Source organism: Flavobacterium sp. (assembly GCF_035292545.1).
Classification (GTDB): domain Bacteria; phylum Bacteroidota; class Bacteroidia; order Flavobacteriales; family Flavobacteriaceae; genus Flavobacterium.
Genome location: NZ_DATDPV010000040.1, coordinates 138,044 through 163,182, shown reverse-complemented (window position 1 = coordinate 163,182; position 25,139 = coordinate 138,044). Strand labels below are relative to the sequence as shown.

General features: G+C 34.0%; 21 protein-coding genes. 15 read left to right on the top strand and 6 right to left on the bottom strand.

Annotated features, from left to right (window positions below; all coding sequences use genetic code 11):
- A complete protein-coding gene (locus VI621_RS07380; RefSeq protein ID WP_324217735.1) occupies positions 1 to 1,083 on the bottom strand; it encodes a glycosyltransferase in 1,083 nt (360 codons plus the stop codon).
- Between the two features lie 41 nt (positions 1,084 to 1,124).
- Here VI621_RS07380 and VI621_RS07375 point away from each other — a divergent pair, with 41 nt between their 5' ends.
- Positions 1,125 to 2,261: a glycosyltransferase gene (locus VI621_RS07375; protein ID WP_324217734.1), complete on the top strand. Its 1,137-nt coding sequence runs from the start codon at positions 1,125 to 1,127 to the stop codon at positions 2,259 to 2,261.
- On the opposite strand, the gene VI621_RS07370 is transcribed toward VI621_RS07375, so the two are convergent.
- Genes VI621_RS07370 through VI621_RS07355 form a run of 4 tightly spaced genes read right to left on the bottom strand, consistent with a single transcriptional unit; the run spans position 2,254 to position 6,172 of the window.
- On the bottom strand, positions 2,254 to 3,525 hold the full coding sequence (locus tag VI621_RS07370; protein WP_324217733.1) for an O-antigen translocase: 1,272 nt from the start codon (positions 3,523 to 3,525) through the stop codon (positions 2,254 to 2,256). The two genes, VI621_RS07375 and VI621_RS07370, sit on opposite strands and share 8 nt — an antisense overlap.
- A gap of 2 nt (positions 3,526 to 3,527) precedes the next feature.
- Positions 3,528 to 4,097, bottom strand: a complete 570-nt coding sequence (locus VI621_RS07365) for an acyltransferase (RefSeq protein ID WP_324217732.1) — start codon at positions 4,095 to 4,097, stop codon at positions 3,528 to 3,530.
- Positions 4,098 to 5,198, bottom strand: a complete 1,101-nt coding sequence (locus tag VI621_RS07360) for a DegT/DnrJ/EryC1/StrS family aminotransferase (RefSeq protein WP_324217731.1) — start codon at positions 5,196 to 5,198, stop codon at positions 4,098 to 4,100. It lies immediately after the preceding gene.
- Positions 5,195 to 6,172, bottom strand: a complete 978-nt coding sequence (locus VI621_RS07355) for a GNAT family N-acetyltransferase (RefSeq protein ID WP_324217730.1) — start codon at positions 6,170 to 6,172, stop codon at positions 5,195 to 5,197. The genes VI621_RS07360 and VI621_RS07355 overlap by 4 nt, the downstream gene beginning before the upstream one ends.
- 116 nt (positions 6,173 to 6,288) lie before the next feature.
- Between VI621_RS07355 and VI621_RS07350 the strand changes: the two genes are divergently transcribed.
- Positions 6,289 to 8,097 (top strand): gliding motility-associated C-terminal domain-containing protein, encoded by a 1,809-nt coding sequence (locus tag VI621_RS07350; RefSeq protein ID WP_324217729.1) that lies wholly within the window; start codon positions 6,289 to 6,291, stop codon positions 8,095 to 8,097.
- Positions 8,098 to 8,114: 17 nt separating this feature from the next.
- Here VI621_RS07350 and VI621_RS07345 read toward each other — a convergent pair whose 3' ends face one another.
- Positions 8,115 to 8,717, bottom strand: a complete 603-nt coding sequence (locus VI621_RS07345) for a trimeric intracellular cation channel family protein (RefSeq protein WP_324217728.1) — start codon at positions 8,715 to 8,717, stop codon at positions 8,115 to 8,117.
- 396 nt (positions 8,718 to 9,113) lie between these two features.
- On the opposite strand from VI621_RS07345, the gene VI621_RS07340 reads away from it, so the two are divergent.
- The 13 genes from VI621_RS07340 to VI621_RS07280 all read left to right on the top strand — a co-directional run bounded on the left by VI621_RS07340 (position 9,114) and on the right by VI621_RS07280 (position 25,020).
- Positions 9,114 to 10,040, top strand: coding sequence for a DUF2167 domain-containing protein (locus tag VI621_RS07340; protein WP_324217727.1), 927 nt, complete (start codon positions 9,114 to 9,116; stop codon positions 10,038 to 10,040).
- A 134-nt stretch (positions 10,041 to 10,174) separates the two neighbouring features.
- A complete protein-coding gene (locus tag VI621_RS07335; protein WP_324217726.1) occupies positions 10,175 to 10,963 on the top strand; it encodes an RNA methyltransferase in 789 nt (262 codons plus the stop codon).
- A gap of 69 nt (positions 10,964 to 11,032) precedes the next feature.
- Positions 11,033 to 13,252, top strand: a complete 2,220-nt coding sequence (locus VI621_RS07330; protein ID WP_324217725.1) for a RelA/SpoT family protein — start codon at positions 11,033 to 11,035, stop codon at positions 13,250 to 13,252.
- A 109-nt stretch (positions 13,253 to 13,361) separates the two neighbouring features.
- The gene (locus VI621_RS07325) at positions 13,362 to 13,853 is read left to right on the top strand and encodes a transcriptional repressor (protein ID WP_324217724.1); all 492 of its coding nucleotides are present in this window, start codon (positions 13,362 to 13,364) and stop codon (positions 13,851 to 13,853) included.
- A gap of 25 nt (positions 13,854 to 13,878) precedes the next feature.
- A complete protein-coding gene (locus VI621_RS07320; protein WP_324217723.1) occupies positions 13,879 to 15,150 on the top strand; it encodes an adenylosuccinate synthase in 1,272 nt (423 codons plus the stop codon).
- 91 nt (positions 15,151 to 15,241) lie between these two features.
- Positions 15,242 to 16,387, top strand: coding sequence for a Na+/H+ antiporter NhaA (nhaA, locus tag VI621_RS07315; RefSeq protein ID WP_324217722.1), 1,146 nt, complete (start codon positions 15,242 to 15,244; stop codon positions 16,385 to 16,387).
- 85 nt (positions 16,388 to 16,472) lie between these two features.
- Positions 16,473 to 18,113 (top strand): OstA-like protein, encoded by a 1,641-nt coding sequence (locus VI621_RS07310; protein ID WP_324217721.1) that lies wholly within the window; start codon positions 16,473 to 16,475, stop codon positions 18,111 to 18,113.
- A 43-nt stretch (positions 18,114 to 18,156) separates the two neighbouring features.
- Positions 18,157 to 19,344: an aspartate aminotransferase family protein gene (locus VI621_RS07305; RefSeq protein ID WP_324217720.1), complete on the top strand. Its 1,188-nt coding sequence runs from the start codon at positions 18,157 to 18,159 to the stop codon at positions 19,342 to 19,344.
- A gap of 215 nt (positions 19,345 to 19,559) precedes the next feature.
- Positions 19,560 to 20,951, top strand: a complete 1,392-nt coding sequence (locus VI621_RS07300) for a tetratricopeptide repeat protein (RefSeq protein WP_324217719.1) — start codon at positions 19,560 to 19,562, stop codon at positions 20,949 to 20,951.
- 119 nt (positions 20,952 to 21,070) lie between these two features.
- Positions 21,071 to 21,814 (top strand): shikimate dehydrogenase, encoded by a 744-nt coding sequence (gene aroE, locus VI621_RS07295; RefSeq protein ID WP_324217718.1) that lies wholly within the window; start codon positions 21,071 to 21,073, stop codon positions 21,812 to 21,814.
- 147 nt (positions 21,815 to 21,961) lie between these two features.
- Positions 21,962 to 23,941, top strand: a complete 1,980-nt coding sequence (locus VI621_RS07290; protein ID WP_324217717.1) for a DUF349 domain-containing protein — start codon at positions 21,962 to 21,964, stop codon at positions 23,939 to 23,941.
- 146 nt (positions 23,942 to 24,087) lie between these two features.
- Positions 24,088 to 24,435, top strand: coding sequence for a hypothetical protein (locus VI621_RS07285; RefSeq protein ID WP_324217716.1), 348 nt, complete (start codon positions 24,088 to 24,090; stop codon positions 24,433 to 24,435).
- A 114-nt stretch (positions 24,436 to 24,549) separates the two neighbouring features.
- The gene (locus tag VI621_RS07280; protein WP_324217715.1) at positions 24,550 to 25,020 is read left to right on the top strand and encodes a hypothetical protein; all 471 of its coding nucleotides are present in this window, start codon (positions 24,550 to 24,552) and stop codon (positions 25,018 to 25,020) included.
- Positions 25,021 to 25,139: the final 119 nt, after the last annotated feature.

The window sequence follows — 25,139 nt, the reverse complement described above, 5'->3', positions numbered from 1 at the left end:
TTAAGATAAAATTTGTTGCCATTGCTTTGAAATATTTTCTAAAGACAAATATCCCACACTCTTTGAAGCATTTTCTTTACAAATATGATATAATTTATCATCTTCTGCAAGCCTGATCATCGCATTTGCCAATGCGGCACTGTTATAATTTTCGACCAATAATCCGTTTTGTTCATTTACAATTATTTCGGCCGGACCTGAATTACAATTAACGGAAACAACAGGAGTTGCTAATGCCAAGGATTCAATTATCGACATAGGAAAACCTTCGTAATGACTTGTTAAAACAGTAAATCTGGCCTTTTTAACATATCCGAACGGATTCTTTTGAAAAGGAATACTTTTTACTGCATCATGCAAGTTGAATTTTGCAATGGTTTTTTGAATAAAATCAGCATCTGGTCCATTCCCCATAATTAGCAATTTATATCCTTTTTCATAGATTTTTGAAATGGAAAAGGCTTCCAGCATTAAACTGAAATTTTTCACTTTTTCTTCCAATCTTCCATAAAACAAAATGTATTTTTCCGGTACTTCAATTGTATCTTCGGTCTTTATTTGAGATAAATCTATCGGATTGTATATCGTAATGGTATTTTTGAAATTATATTTTTCTTTTACTTTAGCTTCAATTGCTTTTGAAACACAAATTAATTTTTCGGCCTTTTTGTATAATAATTTTGCAAGAAAAACAGAATCCGGCAAATAGTTTTTTAAATTGTAACTGTGAATAACATAAAATGTTTTTCTTTTACCGTAAATCCACTTGGCAATCCATTCCCGTAAAAAAACATTTCTGGATCGGTTATCTATGATGATATCAATTTTATGATTTTGAAGATAGCGTTTCAACAAAATGCCTTTTCTGATTTTACCCGTCAAAACGGCTTCATTTTTACAGATTTCACCTAAATTGTATAATACCCCGCAATAATCATAATCTACCTTTTCGGTTATAATTATATTGTGGATTTCATATCCTAAATTATTTAAAATACAACTCAATAAACCACCAAAACGCTCTGCACCGCCTCCACCAAGTGAGTAGGAAATAATTGCTATTTTAGTTTTGGATGCACTCATTATTGCAAAATTGTAAATATATTTGTCAAATATAACAATATATGAACATCTTACTCATAGGAGAATACAGCCGGCTTCACAATTCTTTGAAAGAAGGACTGCAAAAACTAGGGCATCATGTTGTCATTCTCGGTTTTAATGATGGTTTTAAAGACTTTCCGGTAGATTTTAAGCTTGAAAAAAAGTGGAATGAAGGCTGGCTGAAAAAAATCAAAGTAGGCATCTATAAACTCACTAATTTTGATGTCACTTCTTATTTAATCTATCAGCAATTCCTGAAAAACAAATCACAGTTTACTGGTTTTGATGTCGTGCAGCTTATCAATGAAAACAGTTTTTATTGCGAGCCTTATTTCGAAAAAAAGATTCTGAATTTTTTATTCCAAAATAATAAAAAAGCTTTTTTGCTATCCTGTGGCGATGATTATCTGAATGTAAAATACAATTTTGAAAATCCTGAAATAAAATCGGTAGTTCAGCCCTATTTAATGGGTAAAATTAGACGTAAAAACTTTTTGGGCGTCTTAAAATTTAGAAAAAAGTCATTTGAAAAACTGCATGATTTTATATATAAAAACATTGCCGGCGTCATTGCTTCCGATATGGATTATCATTTGCCCTTAATTGATAATCCGAAGTATTTAGGATTAATTCCCAATCCAATTAATGTTGAAAAAATAGTTTTTCAGCCCCTGATAATTTCGAATAAAATCGTCCTTTTTCTTGGAATAAATAAGGAGAGTTATTATAAAAAAGGAAGTGATTATTTTGAAAAGGCATTGGAGATTATTGAAGCAAAATATCCCGAAAAAGTCTCCATTATCATAACCCGAAGCATTCCTTATAATCAATACATAAAGTTGTATGATGAAGCTCATATTTTATTAGATCAGGTGTATGCTTTCGACCAAGGTTATAACGCTTTGGAAGCTATGGCAAAAGGGAAAGTGGTTTTTACCGGTGCTGAAAAAGAGTTTGAGAAATATTATAATCTAACCGAAAAAGTAGCGGTTAATGCTTTACCAGATGTAGCTTATTTGGTTAACCAATTGTCCTTTTTAATTGAAAACCCTAAGGAAATTGTAGCCATTGGAAAACGAGCCAGGACTTTTGTTGAAAAGGAACATGATTATGTTAGAATTGCTGAGAAATATTTGAAGGTTTGGAAAGCTATTTAGTAACTGAAAACATTTTTCTAAACATTCCCAGAATCACTATGAATGTAATTAAATTGGCTATGAAATAAGCTTGTAAAACTCCTTCAACAGAGAACTGTTTGACTAAATAAAAAGAAAGCAATAAATAAGATAAATTGAAAACAATTTCAATTATAAAATATCTTTTTATCATTGTTTTTACTAAGATCTGAAACCCAAAAGCCAAAGTCAGTATTCTGAAAAAATCGCCTAAAAGCTGCCAGATTAACACATCTTTAATCTTTGAAAATTCATCTGTAAAAGCGGCTTTCAAAATAATTCCCTTGAGTAAAAATATTGCAATTAGCATGATTAAGAACAAAGGAACAAAGGTTTTAAGATAGGATTTCAGTTCGATTTTAAATTCGGCATCGGTATTTAGAGAAGCTAACTTTGGCATATAATATAACGATAAGCCAGAACTAAAAAACAGCATGTAAAAACCAGATAATCGGTTTACTGCATCCCAAATTCCTGCTGTTTCTATTGAATGGGAATCAACAATAAAATTCCGGATAAGTATCAATGTTAATGGCACTAAAATCGCACTCAACAAAGCCATTACAGAAAATTTCCTGATAACCTCCAGGTATTGTTTATCAATGATTTTTTGCAAATCAAACCGGAAATAGCTTTTATCTTTTCGTACAAATAAAAAAGTGACAATTACCATCAGGAATTCGCCCAAAGCTATCGACAGGAGTCCTCCATAAATATGCTGTTTCCAGATTAAAACTGCGGTCAATCCAAAAGTTAAAACATTGGAAATGATTTGGATAAAAATAATTTTTTTGAATTTTTCCAATCCATTATAAATAGCAATCCAAAAAGTATTGATGACCATCAAAGGCAGCAACAATCCGAAAAATCGTATCGGGCTTGTATAAGAAATAGTGAAAAATAAAAATTCAGAAATAGGCTTTGCAAAGACCAAAATCAGAGTCCCTAAAAGTGTTGAAACCAATAGAAATAGCCAAAAAAAAGTAGAATAAATAACGGAAAGTTCTTTTTTGTCATCCTTATTCTCAACAAATAATTTCACTAACGAATTGTTTATTCCTAACGTGGCCATTGATTTTGACATAGTCGAAAAGTTCCTGAAACTTCCCAACAAAGCCATCCCTGAAGCACCCAAAAATACCGACACGATTTTTGTCGAAATTATTCCTAAAAAAAAACTCACAACCACCGAAATGGAATTCAGTGATAATACTTTTAGTAAGGTATTTTGTTTTAAGATTTTCAATATTATAAATTTCTAATCACTTTGGCGGGATTTCCGGCAGCAATTACATTTTCCGGAATGTTCTGAGTCACAACAGATCCATTTCCAATAACTGAATTCTTACCGATAGTGACTCCCTTTAAAATTGAAACATTCGAACCCAAAAATACATTTTCATGAATATGAACTTCCGCAGTTTTAGGGTTTCCGGTATTTCTTTCCATAATAGCTAAATCATGTCCGTCATTATCAATAATGGAACAATTCACACCTATTAAAACATGATCTTCAATAACAATTTTGCAAAAAGCAACGACAGAAAAAGCATTATTTATCGCTACATTATTACCAATAAAAATTTCACTGGCTTCTTCTCTGGCTTCTAAGTAAGTATAATGAGAATAATAATTTGGTGATCTTACCACACCTATTTGAACGTTTTTACCAAAAGTGATTTTCCCTTTTCCTTTTAATAATAAGGGATGATAACAGTTTGGGATTCCCGAGACTCTTTTACAATCGGATAACAATTGGTACTTTTTAATTCGTAAAGTAACAAAGCAAAATTGTTTTATTCTGTCGATTATTCCCATTTAATACTCGTTTAAAATTTTCACCACAAAATCAACTTCTTCCATTGTCATTACCGGACTAATTGGAATGCTCAATACTTCACGATGGATTTTTTCTGTCATCGGAAATGATAAATTATTCCAGGCTACTAATGCTTTTTGCTGATGCGGCGGAATCGGGTAATGAATCAATGTTTCTATCCCGTTATCCTTTAAATAATTTTGAAGTGCTTCCCTTTTTTCGGTTCTGATTACAAACAAATGAAAAACATGATGGGATCCGCCATTAAATTCAGGTAAAATAATTTTCGGATTAATAATGGTGCTCAAATATCGATTGGCAATAACCATTCTTTTATCATTATCGGAATCCAGATATGGTAATTTCACATTTAAAAAAGCGGCCTGCAATTCATCTAAACGACTGTTTACACCAATAAAATCATTTTGATATTTGGTTTCCGAGCCATAATTGCGAAGTGAAAATATCGTTTTAGCAAGTTCATCATCGTTTGTGGTTACTGCACCGGCATCGCCTAAAGCGCCGAGGTTTTTTCCCGGATAAAAACTAAATCCAGCGGCATCACTTAAGTTTCCCGCTCTGAAATTTTCTGTATTTGCAGCACCATGAGCCTGAGCTGCATCTTCAACAACCAATAGCTTATTTTGTTTTGCAATCGCTGAAATGGCATTCATTTCAGCCAATTGTCCATATAAATGAACGGCAAGAATTGCTTTAGTTTTCAAAGTGATTTTATCGGTAATCAAATCAGGATTGATGTTGTAAGTCTCTAATTTTGGCTCGACCAAAACCGGAACTAAATCTGCCTGAAAAACAGCCAAAATACTGGCAATGTAGGTATTTGCAGGAACAATAACTTCATCGCCTTTTTGCAATTTTCCCAATTGAATATATGCTTTAAAAATCAGCGTTAAAGCATCCAAACCATTCCCTACACCGATGCAATGTTTTGCCCCGCAATAAAGAGCGAAATTTTTCTCAAAAAGCTGCACTTCATCGCCCAGAATATACCAACCTTTATCTAAGAACACTTTCAACTTTTGCTGAAAGCGTTCTTCATATGGTTTATTGATTTTATGTAAATCTAAAAATGGTATCATATAATTATATTGTCCAATTTGGAAAAATTTGTGGTTGCTACTTCATAAAAATCATGAACAATTGTGCTTGCACCAAAGCTTTCTTTCCAAAAAAGCAAACCTCCGTTCAGCTTTTTTCCTTGTTCTTCATTAGAAATTCCAAAATCGAAAAATCGCTTTTCTTTAAAAACTTCAGTCAATAAATAATAATGTAAAAAATCCAGACTGCCATTTTCGTTTTTAGTTTCATTGGCAGAAATATATTGTGAATGAGCGACATTTTTGCTTTCGAAAACAGTGGCTCCTGCTACAATATTCTCGTTATCAAAAACATTAAATTGACGAATATTTTCAGGAAACTGCATTTTCAGTTTTGTAATTTCCTGTAAGCTATGTACCGGATTGGCTTTGTGTTTATTTTTTAAATTTGGGATTAATATTTTGTTCCAAAAATCATCAAAACCATCCACCTCCTTAATTTGTAAATTATTATTAGTTCCTTTTTTTATGCCTTCTTTTCTTCCATTTGCTATGAAATAAGGCTTTGATAAATCAATAACCGCTAAGGAATCTCTTCTTTCTAACTTGGCTTCCGCCAAAAATAGTGCGTAATTTAATTCTTCGGCTGGTTTATCATGATAAATGGACGGCATGGTTTTGATATGAATTTTCTCGATTTTATTTTCATTTAAAAAGAATAAAACACTTCTGAAGATAGCAATCACAGCCACTAGTTTTATTTTTTCGTCATAAACCAATCCGCCATAAGTCAATCCTTGATGAGAGAAAACTTCGCTTCCTAAAATATTTGCAGGAAGCACCGAAACCCATTTTTCGCCTTCCATAACAATCAGCGAATAATCCTGAAAACGGTCGGAATGATAGTCCATAAAATCACGATGAAACAGGAATGTGGCATTTTTGGATTTGCTGATAAAAGCATTCCAATCGCTGTAATCTTTAGTTTCGTATCGTTTTACGGTATAGTTTTTCAAGGTCGGTTTTTAAACATTGGAAAATTAATCAAATTATTTAATAAGAACATTCTTTTTTTATAAAATTAGATTTTTAAAAATAATTCACTAATTTTAAAACCGTTAACTAAATCTACGTGAAACAACAATTACATTACACTCTTTTTAGCGTTATTTTGTTTTTATCCTGTTCTGTTTTTGGACAAGATATTTCATTGTATCAGCAATTTAACGGACGATACGATTTTGTTTTTTTTGGAAACACACTCAATACTATCGAAAACAACAATATTAATGGTCTACCAGCACCACCATGTACTATTTTAACCAGTTCATCTGCTGACTTAAGTTTAAATTCTGACGATGTCATAGAAAGCGCTTATTTATATTGGGCGGGTTCTGGAACTGGGGATTTTCAGGTAAAACTCAACGGCCAGGATATTACACCCCAGCGCACTTTTAGCATTATCAATTCATCGGGACTGCCTTGTTTTAGTGCTTTTTCAAATATAACTTCTTTAGTTCTTTCTGCTGGAAATGGAACCTATACTTTTTCGGATTTAGATTTAACCTCTATTATCGCAGATTATTGTCCGCACGGAGGCAATTTTGGCGGTTGGGCAATTGTAGTTATTTATAAGAATAATGTTTTGCCATTAAATCAACTTAATATTTATGATGGGATGCAAGCTGTTCCCAGTGCCATCAATATCACTTTAAACAGTTTGAATGTTATTGACAATCAAGACGCGAAAATTGGTTTTGTAGCCTGGGAAGGGGATAAAAATATTTCAGTTACCGAGTCGCTTCGCATTAATGGAAATCTCATTGGTAATCCGCCTTTAAATCCAGTTAATAATGCGTTTAACGGCACCAATAGTTTTACAGATTCAAGTACTATGTACAATATGGATTTAGATGTTTATAACATTCAAAACAACATTAATATTGGAGATACATCGGCACAAATTCAACTAACTTCCGGACAGGATTTTGTAATGATTAATGCCATTGTCACCAAATTGAACAGCCAATTGCCCGATGCTACAATTGCTATAAATAATGTAGATTTAAGCTGTAATTCAAGACAAATAGTAGTTGATTATACGGTTTCGAATTTTAACAGCACCAATATTTTACCTTCAGGAACTCCAATTGCCATTTATGCAAACGGGATCTTTATACAACCAACGGTAACTTTAACCACAATTCCAATTGATGGGAGTGAAAATGGTCAAATTTCAATTCTAATTCCCGATAGTATTCCTGCTGATTTTGATTTACAATTTGTTGTCGATGATAATGGAAGCGGAATTGGTGTGGTAACGGAATTAAATGAAAATAACAATATCGATTTAATGCCAATATCGTTATGGCTTTCGCCAATTTTTAATTTAATGCCAAATAAAGAAGCTTGCAATGAAGGTTTAGGACGCGGAACTTTCGATTTCTCTGATTATGAGGAATTGGTAAAAGTAAATCTAACCGATTCCGTTAGTTTTTATGCCACTCAGGAAGATGCTGAAAATGAAGTAAATCCCATTTTTAATACGAATAATTATATAGCCGTAACCACTCCTGCAACCATTTTCATTCGAATCGAAAACGAACATTGTTTTAGTATCACTTCTTTTTTACTAACCACAAAAAATTGTCCGCCGATAGTTCACAATTTTGTTTCGGCAAATAATGATCCGTACAATGATACTTTTTTTGTTGAAGGCCTGCGTGATATCTTCTTAAATTTTAAAACTTCCATTTACAACCGTTGGGGCGCTTTGGTTTGGACCGGAAATAACAATACTGAGGATTGGAACGGATTTGCCACCAAAGGAATCCTTTTGGATAATCATCAAATTCCGGCTGGAACTTATTATTATGTTATCGAATTAAATGATCCGGATTATCAAAGTCCATTAGTAGGTTATTTGTATTTGACGAGGTAATATTTCTGTTATAGAATTTATTCTTTTTCTAAAGCGGGTAAATACCATTTAAACTTCACGGCCATCAATCGGATAACAATGATAATCAATGAGGTGATTAAATACAAAATATCATTGTCAAGATTTAATTTTCTTAAAGCAAAAAACACAATTCCACCAATAATACAAATCGTCGCATAAATTTCTTTTCTGAAAATCACCGGAATCTCAGTGCATAAAATATCCCGAATAACGCCGCCAAAACAAGCCGTCATCGTTCCTAAAGCAATACAAATCACAGGATGCAGATTAATTTCAATTCCCTTTTCAAGTCCTATAATAGTAAAAACCCCCAGACCGATGGTATCGAATAGAAACAAAGAGGTTCGAAGTTTATCCAGTTTTTTTCTAAAAAGCAAAGCCAGAAAAAATCCAATTAAAATCACGTAAACATAATTCAAATCACGCATCCATCCTACTGGCGTTCTTCCAATCATGATATCCCGTAAGGTTCCGCCTCCAACTGCAGTCGCAAATGCAATGATGAAAACGCCAAAAGGATCCATTTTTTTATGCATCGCCGTCAAGACTCCTGAAATGGCAAAAGCCATTGTTCCTAAAATATCTAAAAGGTAAAACATCTTTATTTTGGGTATAAATTGGAAAAATTGAAATTGTTTTTTATAGAAAATAATTCGGGTAAAATTAAAGAAAAACTCCTGAAATGATTGGTTATAAATGCAATTAATCAATCATTTTTCAATTAAATTAAATATTTTAAAATTAATATTGTTCAATTTTATCCCCTCTTAGTTTTTTGCTATACCTCCAATATGATTATTTAAGATTGGATAAATTCACAACTTGCTTAAAGTTGATGCATATTAATTATAATTCTAAATTTTTAAGTAAAAACTTATTAATTTAAAAAACAAAACATTAAGTTTGAAAAATTTTAATAAAGTTTAACAGTAATAAACTTATAAAAAATAATTTACAATAATTCAAAATTAAAACAACTATTTAAAACCTTATTTATGAGAAAATCATTACTTATTTTTATATTACTTTTTGGCATTACATTTCTTGGTTATGCTCAGAATGAAGACAGTACAGCTGTGAAAATTGCTGATATTGAAAAATCATTAGTATATCAAACGGGGATAATAAAATTAACTTCCGGAAATGCGACATTGAATGTTCCGAAAGGATTTAAATTTTTAGATGCAAAACAAGCGCAGTACGTGATGAAAGATTTATGGGGCAACCCGGAAGATTTAACACTTTTAGGAGCATTAGTCCCGGAAAGTAAAGGGGTTTTAGGCGAAAACAGTTGGTTGTTTACCATCAATTATGACGAAATGGGATTTGTGAAAGATGATGATGCAAAAGACGTAGATTATGACGATTTATTGAAAGACATACAAGAGGATGTAAAAAATGAAAACATAGAAAGAAAAAAACTAAATTTTCCAACTGCAGAATTAATCGGATGGGCTTCCAAACCTTATTATGATGAAGATAAAAAAATATTGCATTGGGCAAAAGAATTTCATTTTGAAAATGAAACTGCCAATACATTAAATTATGATTTGAGAGTCCTTGGCAGAAAGGGCGTTTTTATATTTTCAGCTGTTGCGCCAATCAAACAATTACCGGAAGTAAAAGCCAATATCAATAATGTTATTTCGAGCATTGAATTTGACAAAGGAAGCAATTATGCAGATTTTGATGCCGATACAGATACAGTTGCTGCTTGGACTATTGGTGGTCTTGTTGCCGGAAAAGTATTGGCGAAAGTTGGTTTTTTTGCTTTAATATTAAAATTCTGGAAGGTAGGAATGCTTGCTATTGCTGCCGGATGGGCTGCTTTCAAACGATTTTACAAAGGCAAAAAAGATCCCATATCTTCTGATCTTTCAAAGAATACTGAATCAAAAGATTCCGACTCGAACGAAGAATAAATAAAAACATATATCTTAATAAAAATTTTTATTTTACATAAGGTTTAAAATTTTCAATAGAAACTCAACTTTTATGTGTTTGAAAACTATAAACCTTTGTAAATTTGACGTTTTGTAACTTGTCAATTCTCTAAATGAAACAAATCACTTCACTTCAAAACCCTTTTATAAAATCTTTGGTTTTATTACAGGAAAAAGCAAAAGCCAGAAAACAAACAGGCACTTTTTTAATTGAAGGCCAAAGGGAAATAACTCTTGCTATCAAAGGCGGATATGAAGTAGAAATGATTTTGTTTTATCCCGAGATCTGTTCTGAAACGGAAGCCAAAAAATTATCAAGACATGCCGAGTTAATTGAAATTAATAAAGAAGTTTTTGAAAAACTAGCCTACCGCGACACTACCGAAGGCGTAATTGGAATTGCAAAGAGCAAAAGCTTACTTTTATCTGATTTAAAATTAAGCGAAAACCCTTTAATTCTAATTGCTGAAGCACCAGAAAAACCGGGGAATATTGGTGCTTTATTACGTACTGCCGATGCCGCAAATCTTGATGCGGTGATTATCGCTAATCCAAAAGGCGATTTATTCAACCCAAATGTGGTGCGTTCCAGTGTGGGTTGTTTATTTACAAACCAAATTGCTACAGGAACAACTCAGGAAATTATTACGTTTTTGAAAGACAATAAAATCAACTTTTACTGCGCCACTTTGCAAAATTCAACTTCATACCATACACAGGATTATACGCTGCCAACAGCTTTGGTTGTTGGAACTGAAGCTACCGGACTAACTCAAGAATGGCGGGACGCTGCCACGCAAAATATCATTATACCCATGCAGGGTGAAATCGACTCTATGAATGTTTCGGTAGCAGCCGCAATTTTGATATTTGAAGCTAAAAGACAGCGAAATTTTAACTAATTAAATTTATAAACTTCTTGCATATTCCATTTCTTATTGTTATTTTTAAAAAAATGAACTTGACGGATTATGGTAGAGATTGATATTGAAAAAGAAAATAAAGCAATTGCACAAGAATATAAAGAATTACTTCGAATAAGTTATCAAACCTTGACGGATGCAGATAAAAAACTCATTCGCAAAGCATTTGATGTGTCTGTTGAAGCGCATCAGGAACAACGACGAAAATCGGGCGAAGCCTATATCTTCCATCCTATTGCTGTGGCAAAAATTGTTGCTTCACAAATTGGTCTGGGAGCTACCTCTATTGCGGCGGCGTTATTGCATGACGTAGTCGAAGATACAGACATCACCGTTGCTGACATTGAGCGAATGTTTAATCCAAAAATAGCTCAAATCGTTGAAGGTTTAACCAAAATCGCACAGGTTCAAAAAGACATGAATGTTTCGATGCAAGCGGAAAATTTTCGTAAAATGCTACTTACACTCAATGATGATGTCCGTGTCATTCTGATAAAATTGGCCGATCGTTTGCACAATATGCAAACAATGGATTCGATGGCAGAATCTAAACAGACCAAAATAGCCTCTGAAACTTTATATATTTATGCCCCGCTCGCCCATCGTTTGGGTCTGTATAATATTAAAACCCAACTCGAAGATTTAGGGCTGAAATATACCGAACCCACCGTTTATAATGAGATTGTAAGCAAAATTAAAGAAACCAAGGAGGAACAGGACGAGTACATAAAAAACATTTCAGATGTTCTAAAAAAATCGATGGATGCCGAAGGTATTGAATATGTTATCAAAGGCCGTCCAAAATCGATTTATTCCATTCGTAGAAAAATGCAGGCTCAAAATGTAAGCTTCGATGAAGTTTATGACAAATTTGCGCTTCGAATTGTCTACAAATCAAATCCACACGATGAAAAATTTATCGCCTGGAAAATATACTCCATCGTCACCGATCATTACAGACCAAGTCCAAGCCGATTGCGAGATTGGATTTCGTCACCAAAATCAACCGGTTACGAAGCCTTACATATTACTGTTATGGGACCCAAAGGCCGTTGGGTAGAAATACAGGTTCGAAGTGAGCGCATGAATGAAATTGCCGAAAAAGGATATGCGGCGCATTACAAATACAAACAAGGCGCTACTGAAGAAAGCGGTTTAGACGTTTGGTTGAATTTATTGAAAGAAGCACTGGAAAATCAGGAAACCAATGCGGTAGATTTTGTAGAAGATTTCAAAATGAATTTGTATGCCAAAGAAATCTACGTGTTTACACCAAAAGGAGAAATCAAATCCTTGCCGAAAGGTGCCACTTCCCTTGATTTTGCTTTTAGTATCCACTCAGCCATCGGTGTTCGTACCCGAGGAACAAGGGTCAACGGAAAATTAGTTCCGCTAAATTACGAATTGAAAAGTGGTGATCAGGTGGAAGTAATTACTTCGGCCAATCAAAAACCAACTTCACATTGGTTGGATTATGTAACTACTTCAAGAGCTAAAAATAAAATCAGAAGTGTTCTGAACGAGAATACCAAAAAAGCAGCCGAAGACGGTAAAGAAATATTAACCCGAAAGTTGCGTCATCTAAAAGTTACTTTAAATGAAAGTACTATTAATGAATTGGTCAATTTCTTCAAGTTAAAAACCAGTTTAGATTTATTCTATCGTGTTGGAATTGGTTCTATAGAAAACCAACAACTCAAGGAATTTGCTGCTTTAAAGAGCAATACGATAATGAATTTCTTTAAAAGCAAAATAAAAAGAACCCCAAGTTATCAACCGGAACAAATTCAGAAAGAAGAGTTAAGCAGTAACTACGACATGCTTGTTTTTGGAATTGACCAGGATAAACTGGATTATAAATTATCAAGCTGTTGCAGTCCAATTCCCGGTGATGATGTTTTTGGATTCGTTACCATCAATGAAGGAATAAAAGTACATAAGAAAGATTGCCCAAATGCCATCAGTATGCAATCGAACTATGCTTATCGTATTATTCTGGCCAGATGGATCGATTCTTCTCAACAGGAATTCAAGGCACTTTTGGATATTACAGGAATGGATACTTTAGGTTTAACTAATGAACTGACAAAAGTGATTTCTAACAATATGAGTGTAAATATTCAGAGTATTTCTTTGAGTGGCGAAGCAGGAATTTTTAACGGACAAGTGGCTGTCATCGTTCCAAACAATACTATTTTGAAAAAACTGATTGATAATATCAAAAAAATTGACGGTATCGATAAAGTGACTCGGGTTTATAAGAATTAGAGTTTATAATTGCTACTTTTCTAAAAACTACGAGTCTATAGTAGAAGGCATTTAAACTTTGAACCTTAAACTTTAAACTTTCAAAATAAAAAATTTATCTTTGCCAGATATGACACTAATATCCGTTGATAACAGCAAGAACCAAGAAATTGTAAAAAATGTTTTTACAATGTATCTTGAAAACAAAGGACATCGTAAAACACCTGAACGCTATGCTATTCTTCAGGAAATCTACGAAAGCGAAGAACATTTTGATATAGAAAATCTATATATCAAGATGAAAAACAAAAACTACCGTGTCAGCAGGGCAACACTTTACAATACTATCGAATTACTTCTGGATTGTGCCTTGGTTCGCAAACACCAGTTTGGACAAAATCAGGCGCATTACGAAAAATCTTATTTCGACAAACAGCACGATCATATTATCATGACTGATACTGGCGAAGTAATCGAATTTTGTGATCCACGTATACAAATGATCAAAAAAACGATTGAGGAAATTTTCGATATCGATATCCACAATCACTCTTTATATCTTTACGGAAGTAAAAAAATACCAAAATCGGATAGCGACATTCCAGAAGAAAAAAACAACTAACTACAAATAATAAACAACAAACAGAATGACCGTAGATTTATTACTAGGATTACAATGGGGCGATGAAGGCAAAGGAAAAATTGTTGACGTTCTTACTTCAAAATACGATATTATTGCTCGCTTTCAAGGTGGACCAAATGCCGGACACACTTTAGAATTTGACGGAATAAAACACGTTTTAAGAACAATTCCATCTGGAATATTTCATAAAAATTCTATCAATATCATCGGAAACGGTGTGGTGATTGACCCGGTTGTTTTTCAAAAAGAAATCGAAGGTTTAGAGAAATTTAATTTAGACATTAAGAATAAATTAATCATTTCGAGAAAAGCGCATCTAATTCTGCCTACTCATCGTTTGCTTGATGCAGCTTCAGAAGCTTCGAAAGGAAAAGCGAAAATCGGTTCTACTTTAAAAGGAATTGGTCCAACTTATATGGACAAAACCGGTAGAAACGGAATCCGTGTTGGTGATATTGAATTGGAAGATTTCAAGGAACGCTACAGAGCTTTAGCTGACAAGCATGAAGCAATGATTAAATTCTATGATGTTGCTATTCAGTACAATTTAAAAGAATTGGAAATTGAGTTTTTTGAGGCGATTGAAGAATTAAAAAAACTGACTTTTATTGACAGTGAAGAATATTTGCACCAAGCTCAAAAAGCCGGAAAATCGATTTTATGTGAAGGTGCGCAAGGATCTTTATTAGATGTTGATTTTGGAACCTATCCTTTTGTAACCTCTTCCAATACTACTGCTGCGGGCGCCTGTACCGGTTTGGGAATTGCACCGAATAAAATCAAAGAAGTATACGGAATTTTCAAAGCTTATGTTACCCGTGTTGGTAGCGGCCCATTCCCTACGGAAGATTTTGAAGAAGCCGGTGCTACAATGGCAAAAGTCGGAAACGAATTTGGTTCAGTTACAGGAAGACAAAGACGTTGTGGCTGGTTGGATTTAGTTGCCTTAAAATATGCTGTTCAAGTGAATGGCGTTACGCAATTGATGATGATGAAAGGGGATGTTTTATCCGGATTTGCTACTTTAAAAGTGTGTACAGGTTACGAATATAAAGGGGAAATAATTTCACATTTTCCATACAATATTGAACCTGAAAATGTAACTCCAGTTTACAAAGAATTCAAAGGCTGGAAAGCCGATTTAACAGGAATGACCACTTATGAGGAGTTACCAACAGAATTAAAAGAATACATCGAATTTATCGAAACAGAAGTTGAAGTGCCGATAAAAATCGTTTCTGTCGGACCAGATAGAAAGCAAACGATTATGAAATAATTATTGAAACGCTTTGAGAAATCAAGGCGTTTTTTCTGTTAGAAAATAGTTAAAAAAATACAAGCCTTAATAAAAAATTGAAAGATTAACAATGAAAACGAAACTAACCAAAACATTTACGGCATTCTTTGAAAGCGAAAAAGCAGGCGGACTCATTTTAGTTTTCGTAACGTTACTTTCCCTTGTATTGGCCAATTCAATGTGGCAAACGGAATATCTCAACCTTTGGCATTTTGGTTTTGCAGGACACAGCGTGGTTCATTGGATTAATGATGGTTTGATGACTATTTTTTTCCTGCTCATCGGTTTAGAGTTAGAACGGGAAATTTATCAGGGAGAGCTTTCGAGTATTAAAAATGCAGCTTTGCCCCTTTTTGGTGCTTTCGGAGGAATGCTTGTTCCGGCAGGTATTTTTTTATTATTTAATTTCGGGACCGCAACCCAAGCGGGAGCCGGAATTCCGATGGCTACAGATATTGCATTCGCCATTGGTATTTTATCGCTTTTAGGTAATCGGGTTCCGGTTTCTTTAAAAATATTCCTAACCGCATTAGCCGTAATTGATGATTTGGGTGCAATTATTGTCATCGCCATTTTCTATACATCAACTATAGCATTTGTGAATTTGGCAATTGCATTGGGTATAATGGGCTTTTTGTTTATTTTAAATCGTTTAAGAATAAATAACTTAATTCCGTATTTAATCGGAGGCATTTTTATGTGGTATTTCATGTTGAATTCAGGAATTCATGCCGCCATTACTGGTGTTTTATTGGCATTTGTTATTCCGTTTGGTGACGGGAGTAAAAAATCTATCTCGTACATACTTCAACATTTCCTGCACAAACCGGTAGCTTTTTTCATTTTGCCGTTATTTGCCTTGGCAAACACTTGTATCGCAATTGGCGATGATTGGCAAAGCAGTTTAGGACATTCCAACAGCATAGGAATTATTACGGGACTGGTAATTGGAAAACCATTGGGAATTTGGTTGCTTTCTTATATTGGAGTCGGATTGGGACTTTGCGTTTTGCCAAGGGGCTTAAAATGGATAAATATCATTGGCGCAGGACTTTTAGGCGGAATTGGTTTTACGATGTCTATCTTTATAACGCTGCTGGCTTTTGAGGATTCGGATGTAATCAACAACTCAAAAATAGCTATACTGGTTGCTTCTTTAATTGCAGGAATTTTTGGTTTTATGACCTTGAAACTGACCTTGAAAAATAAAAAATAAGTCCTCTTTTTGATAACTTATAAATAATTCTTAATAAAGAGTATCCTTGTTTCCTTTTTCCTAAATTTGGCAAAAAATATATCCATTGAAGAAGCAACTATATTTCATCCAATTTTGTTTAATTCTGTTCAGTTTCAATACGATTTTGGCACAAACACCAAAGAAAATCATAATTGAACACTCCGATTTTGCAGATATCAACCAACTCGAAACTCCCGATGCGGCTTTGCTTACTGGAAACGTACGGGTCAATCATGATGGTGCGATTTTGACTTGCAACAAAGCCTACTATTTTCAAAAAGAAAATTATATAAAAGCATTTGGAAATGTAAGAATCGTACAAGGTGACACGCTTACCATGAGCAGCAAGTACGCCGAATATAATGGGGAAAACAAACAAGCTTTTGCGACTGGAAATGTAGTATTGCAATCTCCGGAAATGTCAATGGTAACCGATACCTTAAATTTTGACCGAAACAGCCAGGAAGCCTATTATACTACTTACGGAACCATTACCAACAAAGGAAATACACTCCGAAGTAAGTCAGGAAGATATTTTGTAAATCAAAAAAAATACCAGTTCCTTACTGCCGTTACCATCACCACTCCCGAAAATGTAATCAAATCCAATCATTTGGATTATTATACCAACTCAGGACATTCCTATCTTTTGGGGCCTTCCACCATCGTTGGAAAAGACAATAAAATCTATACTGAAAACGGATTTTATGATACAAAAAAAGACATTGCCCGTTTACAGCGAAATTCAACTATAAGGTACAACAATCTGTTAGTCAAAGGTGATAGTTTGTTTTATAATAAAAAAACAGGTTTTGCTTCTGGCGTTAATAATGTAAAAATTACCGATTCTATTAACAAAACCATCATCAAAGGGCATTACGCAGAAATTTATAAGTTCAAAGATTCTATGTTTGTTACTAAAAGAGCAGTTGCTGTAAGCCTTGTTGACAAAGATTCCGTTTATATACACGCCAAAAAACTGATGGTAACCGGAAAAGAAGGCAATCGAATCGTCAGAGGTTTTAACAATGCCCGTTTTTTCAAAACCGATTTAAGCGGAAAATGTGATTCTATCCATTCCGATCAAACAAAAGGTTTGACCCAATTAATTGGAAAACCCATTCTTTGGAATTTTGACAACCAAATGACCGGCGATGTCATTCATCTTGTCGGAAATAATAAAACAGAAAAACTCGATTCGCTCAAAGTGCTCAACAATGCGTTTATCGTTTCGAAAGATACTGTTGGAACTGGTTTCAATCAGGTAAAAGGGCAAAATCTTTACGGAAAATTCAAAGACAATGCGCTTCAGGAAGTCGATATTGTCAAAAATACCGAAGTCATTTATTATATGCGAAGTGAAGAACAGGAACTCATCGGCATCAATAAAAGCGTGGGAAGTAAAATTAATTTGATTTTAGACAAAAACAAAATCGACACCCTGACGATTTTCGAAAAGCCAGAAGGTGAAATTTATCCCGAAAAAGATTTACCGGAAAACGCCAGAAAACTTCGTGGATTTATATGGCGTGGTGATGAACGAATCAAAAGCAAAGACGATATTTTTCCATCCGAAGAAAACGAACTCAACGACAAAATCGTCAAAGAAAGCAAAGCCAAAAATGCGAAAGAAGATGTTCCGATGGAAGTGTTGAAAGAAACTCTGGATTACGACAAAAACAATCCGAAACCTAAGGTGCAATAAGCGACTTTCCAACAGCAATAATCAACGAATTAACTTCATAAAAGTGAATCAAGATTTCCTAAAATACCAAGCGCAAACCTCTCCCTATCCACTCGGAATGGAAGTGTCTCACGCTTTTGGTTCCTATATATACGACACCAACAATAAAAAATACCTGGATTTTGTTGCCGGAGTTTCTGCCTGCACGCTTGGCCATCAGCATCCGAGAGTAAATAATGCCATCAAAGACCAATTGGACAAATATTCGCACGTAATGGTTTATGGCGAATATTCACAGAATCCAGCCGTTCAATATTGCAAATTATTAGCCTCTCACTTGCCTTATCCACTGGAAAAAACCTATTTGGTCAATTCCGGAACCGAAGCTACCGAAGGCGCCTTAAAATTAGCCCGAAGAGTCACCGGAAGAAGCCAGTTTATCTCCTGTCATAACGCCTATCATGGCAATACCATGGGCTCCATGAGCGTCATGGGATTCGAAGAACGCAAACAAATTTTTCGTCCGCTGATTCCCGATGTCGATTTCATCACCTTCAATAACGAAGAAGACTTACAAAAGATAACGACCAAAACCGCAGGAATAATTCTCGAAACCATCCAAGGCGGCGCAGGATTTATACAACCCCATAACGATTTTCTCAAAAAAGTCAGACAACGTTGCTCTGATGTTGGCGCTTTAATGATACTTGACGAAATCCAACCGGGATTCGGAAGAACCGGAAAATTATTCGGTTTTCAAAACTATGATGTCGTTCCCGATATCATCGTCATGGGAAAAGGAATGGGCGGCGGAATGCCCGTTGGAGCCTTCACCGCATCGGCAGCACACATGGATTTATTGAGCGACAACCCAAAATTAGGTCACATCACGACCTTCGGCGGTCACCCTGTCATTGCGTCAGCCTGTTTGGCAACATTGCAGGAAATTACCGAGACGGAACTCATGTCAGAAGCTTTAGAAAAAGAAAAACTCTTCCGAACACTTTTGGTACACCCTTTGATACAAGAAGTTAGAGGCGAAGGATTAATGTTAGCCGCAATGACCGAGAATGCCGAAATCACGAATAAAGTGATTTTCAAATGTCAAGACAAAGGTCTGATATTATTTTGGTTATTGTTCGAAGGTTGCGCTATTCGAATTACACCGCCCCTAACGATTTCTAACGAAGAAATTAAAGAAGGTTGCGCGATAATTCTGGAAGCAATGGATGAAATATTGAACGAGAAGTAGTGTTTTTTGGAGCTATTTCCAGCTATCCGTTCCAATCTTTTTGTTTTTAAAGAAAAAACAAAAAGGATTTCCTCTCCTATCTGGGCTAGGCCTTTGATATTCAAGAACAAACAATTAAATATTGTTAATTAAATTGTTCACAACAAATCTCTTTCCCTCCCAAAACAAGAATTAAATCCTTAACTTTATTAAGGATAATATTAAAACCTACGATCATGCAATTGAACGACGAAGAAGAAAATTATAACTTATCCTTATCAAAGTTTGAGTCCATGTTGAAAACCAACAAAGTGCTCTTCTTTGACTCCGAAGAATTTGAAGAAATTATCCTTCATTATTTGGACATGGGTAAAGCTGCTTTGGCCAAAAAAGCCTTAAAATTAGCCCTTGAACAACATCCTAAATCTACTGGCTTAAAACTGGTTCAGGTAGAAATGCTGGTGTATGATGACAAACTCGACATAGCCGAAAAGCTATTGAACGAGCTATACGCCATTGAGCCTACTAATGAAGAAATCTATATTCAAAAAGCCAATATTTATTCCAAAAGAGACAACCACGAAAAAGCAGTCGAACTATTAAAAACCGCTTTGAAATATACCGATGATTATGCCGATGTGTACAATTTAATCGGAATGGAATACCTCTTTATGGACAATCTGGAATTGGCCAAAGAAAACTTCATCAAATGTCTTGAAGAAGATACCGAAGACCAGGCCGCATTGTATAATGTGGTGTATTGCTTTGAGTTTTTAGACCAAAATCAGGAAGCCATCGATTACCTAAACAAGTATATCGATAAGAATCCATACAGCGAAATCGCGTGGCATCAAATGGGCCGATTGTATTATGGCTTAAAAAACTATGAAGAAGCCTTACGTGCTTTTGATTACGCTACTTTAATCGATGATGAATTTCTTGGCGCTTTTATGGAAAAAGCAAAAACATACGAAAGACTCAAAAAATACGAAGAAGCAATCGAAAGTTACAACCGTACCATTGAGTTAGACGATGCAACTTCCTATGCTTTACTGAGAATTGGAAAGTGTTATGAGAAGTTAGGAAAAAAAGTTTTAGCACTGAAATATTTCAATAAAACCGTTCATGAAGACCCGCTTTTAGACAAAGGCTGGATTGCCATTACCGATTTTTATGTACGTCAGAAAAACTACCAAAAAGCATTGTTTTATGTAAACAAAGCATTGAGTATCGACAATCAAAACCGTTTGTACTGGAAACGATATGCAACCATTAACAAAGAATTGAGCTTCTTTGAAGAAGCGGAATTCGGATATAGAAAAGCAGTTGAGTTTGGTGATTACCAATTGGATACCTGGTTGTTTTGGGTAGACATCCTTCAGTTTTTGGGTGAATTCGAAAGTGCAATTCAGACTTTATTGCAAGCTTCGGAATACTTCCCGGAAGAATACGAAGTAGAATATCGTTTGGCAGGATTGTATTTTATGATACACGACGACAAAAAGGGGAAATTCCATTTGAGTAATGGTCTTCGTCTAAATTTCAAAAACCATATAATGCTGGAAGAATTATTTCCTGTTGTTTGGGCACGAAAAATGGTTCAGAATGCTATTAATAAAAATAGATAAATTAAAAACAAACCTAATCTAATCCATTAGGTTTGTTTGTTTTTATAAAAATTCACTTTCAGGTTAACTGTTATTTTAACAGTTTTTGCCTGTTTTCAAAAATTACCAATTTGTTCTAAATGGAAAAAAGTCACCAGTTCGGTTTAATCGGAAAAAATATCAGTTATTCTTTTTCAAAAACTTATTTTTCAAAGAAATTCGAAGACAACAATTTGGTCGATTATTCCTATGAAAATTTTGACATTCAAAACATTGAGGAGTTTCCGCAGATCATAAAAAGCAATCCCAATCTTAAAGGATTAAACGTAACGATTCCGTATAAAGAAACCGTGATTCCTTTTTTAGATAAATTATCAGAAAAAGCTTTGAAAATTGGTGCTGTAAACACAATTAAGTTTACCAAAAAAGGAAAACTAAAAGGCTACAATACCGATTATTATGGTTTCCAAAAATCATTGAAACCATTATTGGAAGGCCATCATAAAAAAGCGTTAATACTCGGAACTGGCGGCGCTTCTAAGGCAGTAGCTTTTGCATTGGAACAGTTAGGGATATTATACACTTTTGTATCCCGCGAAGCCACCGAAAACACCATCGATTACAACCGAATTAATGCCACCACATTTGATAATTACCAAATCATAATCAATTGTACGCCATTAGGAACCAGTCCGAATGTGGCTGTTTGCCCTGATCTTCCTTATGAAAATTTCACTTCAAAACACATCGCTTTCGATTTGATTTACAATCCTGAAGAAACCCTTTTCCTTCAAAAAGCCAAACAAAATGGGGCCGTAATTAAAAACGGAATGGAAATGTTGGTTTTTCAGGCAGAAAAATCTTGGAAAATTTGGAATAAGTAATACATTAAATTTACGAAAATTCCTATAAATAAAAAAAGCAAATACTGTTTAACAGAAAAAATGTTTAAATAGCCGATTTTCTTTGATTTTTGTTATGGCTTTAGTATCTTTCGACCTCAAAGAATATGAACCTTAAACATTTATAAAATGTTAGAAGAAAAGAATGATAACCTGCAAGATGCAGATGGAAATGTAGAATATGTTCCACAAGATGTGGTTCTGACAGAAGTACAGGAAGTTACAGAAACTCCTGAAAATTTAAATGTGACTGAACTTTCTCCAGAAGAGTTAGCCGACGATACATTAGTCCTTGAAGACGTGAATGAATCGGCCATCAATGCCATTGAAAATGTAAATGCGGAAGAAAGCGAAGATGAAACTTTAAAAGACCGCCATGAAATTCCTATGCTTAACTATGAAACCTTGTCTATGGACGAGCTTGTGGCTGAGTTAGAGAAACTGGTTGAAGTTGAAAAAGTAATGTCTGTAAAAGATCACGTTGAGGAAATTAAATCCGCTTTTCTTTCAAAATACAATCATTTTATTGAAGAAAAAAAGGATGAATATATTGCCGAAAATCCAGAGAGCACCGAAGATTTTCATTATCATATGCCATTAAAGTCAAAATTTGACCAATTATATTCTCTTTTTAGAGACAAAAAAAATACCCATTTCAAAAGCCTTCAAACCAATTTGAAGTCGAACTTAGAAACCCGTTTGACTATTGTTGAAGAGTTAAAAGAATTAATCAATCCGCAGGAAAACATTAAAGACACGCTAAAAACCTTTAATGAATTGAGAGAGCGCTGGAAAAATGCGGGTTCTATTCCAAAAGACAAATACAATCATGTTTGGAATAATTATCATTTTCATGTAGAGAATTTCTATGATTATTTACACTTGGACAGAGAAGCACGTGATTTAGATTTCAAACACAATTTGGAGCTAAAACAAAAAATTGTGGCACGTGTTGAAGAATTGGTACAAGAAGTCGATGTGAACAAAGCATTTCGTGAATTGCAGGATTTACATAAAATCTGGAAAGAAGACATCGGACCCGTTTCCAGAGACCATCGTGAGGAAATTTGGAATAAATTCAGTGATTTGACCAAACAAATGCACGATAAACGCGAAGCTTTGTATGAAAAACAAAGAGGAAATGAAGTTGAAAACTTAGCCAGTAAAAAAGATATTATTGCGCAAATTGAAGTTTTAGCTCAGGAAAAAGTGGCTGTTCACACCCAATGGCAAGGTCAGATTGAAAAAGTAGAAGCTTTAAGAAGTGCTTTTTTTGCCGCCGGAAAAGTGCCGAGTGAGGTAAACGAAGAAACCTGGGCGGCTTTCAAAACCGCTGTTCGTAATTTTAATACTTTCAAAAATTCGTTTTACAAAGACATTAAAAAAGAGCAACAAGACAATTTGAACAAAAAAATGGAGTTGGTTGCCAAAGCGAAAGCCCTTCAGGAAAGTGAAGATTTTACCGCAACGACTCCTGTAATGAAGCAAATTCAAGAGGAATGGAAACTAGTGGGACACGTTCCAAGAAAATATTCGGATAAAATCTGGAAAGAATTTAAGGAAGCTTGTAATCATTATTTTGACAAATTAAAAGCACAAAAATCCGAAGTAAATGAGGAAGAAGTGGAAGCTTTTGACAAAAAGAAGACTTATTTAGAAACATTAAGAGAATTCCAATTAACAGGTGAACACAAAACCGACTTGGACGCCATAAAACTGCATATTGAAACTTGGAAAAATTTCGGAAAAGTTCCTTTTACAAGAAGACATATTGAAGGAAAGTTCAACAAAATCCTAGATGCTCTTTTTGAAAAATTAAGTCTGAGTAAAAAAGACACGGAAATGATGCGTTTCTCGAACAGAATGGATCAATTATCCAGTATGGATGATACCCGTAAATTGGAAAACGAGAAAATTTTCTTGATGAGAAAAATCGAAGAAGTTCGAAGCGAAATTTTCCAGTTAGAAAACAACATTCAGTTTTTTGCAAATGCAAAAAAAGACAATCCTATGGTGCTTGAAGTGAAAAAGAACATCGAAAGACACAAAGAAAGTATGGATATGTGGAAAGAAAAACTGAAACAAGTAAGAAGTATCAAACAAGAATAAAAATGTAATTTTTTTTAACATACAAACCTCGTTCTATTTAAAGTTCGAGGTTTTTTTATGAGATTTAAATTCTTAAAGCACAAATTTAACTTACATTTATTAGAGAATACCACGCAAGAGAAGTCCGCATGAATTACATTTGCCAAATGAACTGGATAAAAAAAACACTTGTTTTAACAGTACTTTCAATAGTATTACTCTTCGCCTTTAAAGGAGAAACAAATACTATTGCTGAAATTCAGCACGAAAATTCCAATTCCAATTTTTCTAATGACAGTATTCATGCTTCTGCATTTATTCAACCTCAGGTTACGAATACTTTTGTAGTAAATCATAAAGTCGACAGTCCAGTTTTTATCAAATGGTTTGACAACTTTTTATTTAAAATTCCTGATTTTAAAATTTTAAAACACTTAAATACATTCCTAGTTCAAGACATCAACCGATGTCAGAATGTATCGCTCTTACTCTTCCCTTTCCATTATTTTTGGTGATTTTAAATCTTTCATAACGTTTTAAGAAGATACTAACTTCTTCTTTTTTGAATTGATTCCTATTCTCATCAGTTCAAATTATCATGCTATAAAAATAACTTTAAAAATAAAAAAATGGATACATCCGTAACAATAATCGGTTTAATAATAACAATTTTAATTGGAATTCCACTTTACTACTCAGTTCGCTCACAATCTGTGAATAAATCAAAAATTAAAAAAATACTAGCTGAAAATAGTCAAAACAATCACTTTAATTTTGAACTAACCGAATCGCAAAACAAGAAAGTATTGGCTTTAGACAAAAAAAACAAAGGCTTCCTTTTAATAGATTTTAATTCAGAAAAAGAACAGGTTTCATTTATAAACTTAAATGACGTAAACTCATGCAAATTAATCCCAACAACTGAAAACAACTCAGATACAATAATAAAAATTGAGTTTGAATTTCAATATAAAGAAGGGCATAAAAAAGAGTTAATTTCGTTTTACACCATTGAAAAAGATCAAATAGGACAAGTTTGTTTGTATGAGGATCATCAATTGGCCAAAAAATGGACCAAAATTATTCAGGATTGCATTTAGACAATTCTTAAATTATAATACCTTAAAGAGATCCGATGGGGTCTCTTTTTTATAAAAGGAAATCCAAATATGATATTTATCATTTTAATATTTTATAAGTAGTCTTAATTTTGAATATT

What these genes read in the sequence shown, in the direction of transcription:
- VI621_RS07345 (WP_324217728.1), bottom strand. Translation starts at nt 8,717, where the DNA reads ATGTTTTACCTTTTAGATATTTTAGGAACAATGGCTTTTGCCATTTCA.
- VI621_RS07325 (WP_324217724.1), top strand. Translation starts at nt 13,362, where the DNA reads ATGACACTAATATCCGTTGATAACAGCAAGAACCAAGAAATTGTAAAA.
- aroE (WP_324217718.1), top strand. Translation starts at nt 21,071, where the DNA reads ATGGAAAAAAGTCACCAGTTCGGTTTAATCGGAAAAAATATCAGTTAT.
- nhaA (WP_324217722.1), top strand. Translation starts at nt 15,242, where the DNA reads ATGAAAACGAAACTAACCAAAACATTTACGGCATTCTTTGAAAGCGAA.
- VI621_RS07335 (WP_324217726.1), top strand. Translation starts at nt 10,175, where the DNA reads ATGAAACAAATCACTTCACTTCAAAACCCTTTTATAAAATCTTTGGTT.
- VI621_RS07330 (WP_324217725.1), top strand. Translation starts at nt 11,033, where the DNA reads ATGGTAGAGATTGATATTGAAAAAGAAAATAAAGCAATTGCACAAGAA.
- VI621_RS07290 (WP_324217717.1), top strand. Translation starts at nt 21,962, where the DNA reads ATGTTAGAAGAAAAGAATGATAACCTGCAAGATGCAGATGGAAATGTA.
- VI621_RS07300 (WP_324217719.1), top strand. Translation starts at nt 19,560, where the DNA reads ATGCAATTGAACGACGAAGAAGAAAATTATAACTTATCCTTATCAAAG.
- VI621_RS07365 (WP_324217732.1), bottom strand. Translation starts at nt 4,097, where the DNA reads ATGGGAATAATCGACAGAATAAAACAATTTTGCTTTGTTACTTTACGA.
- VI621_RS07280 (WP_324217715.1), top strand. Translation starts at nt 24,550, where the DNA reads ATGGATACATCCGTAACAATAATCGGTTTAATAATAACAATTTTAATT.
- VI621_RS07360 (WP_324217731.1), bottom strand. Translation starts at nt 5,198, where the DNA reads ATGATACCATTTTTAGATTTACATAAAATCAATAAACCATATGAAGAA.
- VI621_RS07340 (WP_324217727.1), top strand. Translation starts at nt 9,114, where the DNA reads ATGAGAAAATCATTACTTATTTTTATATTACTTTTTGGCATTACATTT.
- VI621_RS07380 (WP_324217735.1), bottom strand. Translation starts at nt 1,083, where the DNA reads ATGAGTGCATCCAAAACTAAAATAGCAATTATTTCCTACTCACTTGGT.
- VI621_RS07375 (WP_324217734.1), top strand. Translation starts at nt 1,125, where the DNA reads ATGAACATCTTACTCATAGGAGAATACAGCCGGCTTCACAATTCTTTG.
- VI621_RS07285 (WP_324217716.1), top strand. Translation starts at nt 24,088, where the DNA reads ATGAACTGGATAAAAAAAACACTTGTTTTAACAGTACTTTCAATAGTA.
- VI621_RS07320 (WP_324217723.1), top strand. Translation starts at nt 13,879, where the DNA reads ATGACCGTAGATTTATTACTAGGATTACAATGGGGCGATGAAGGCAAA.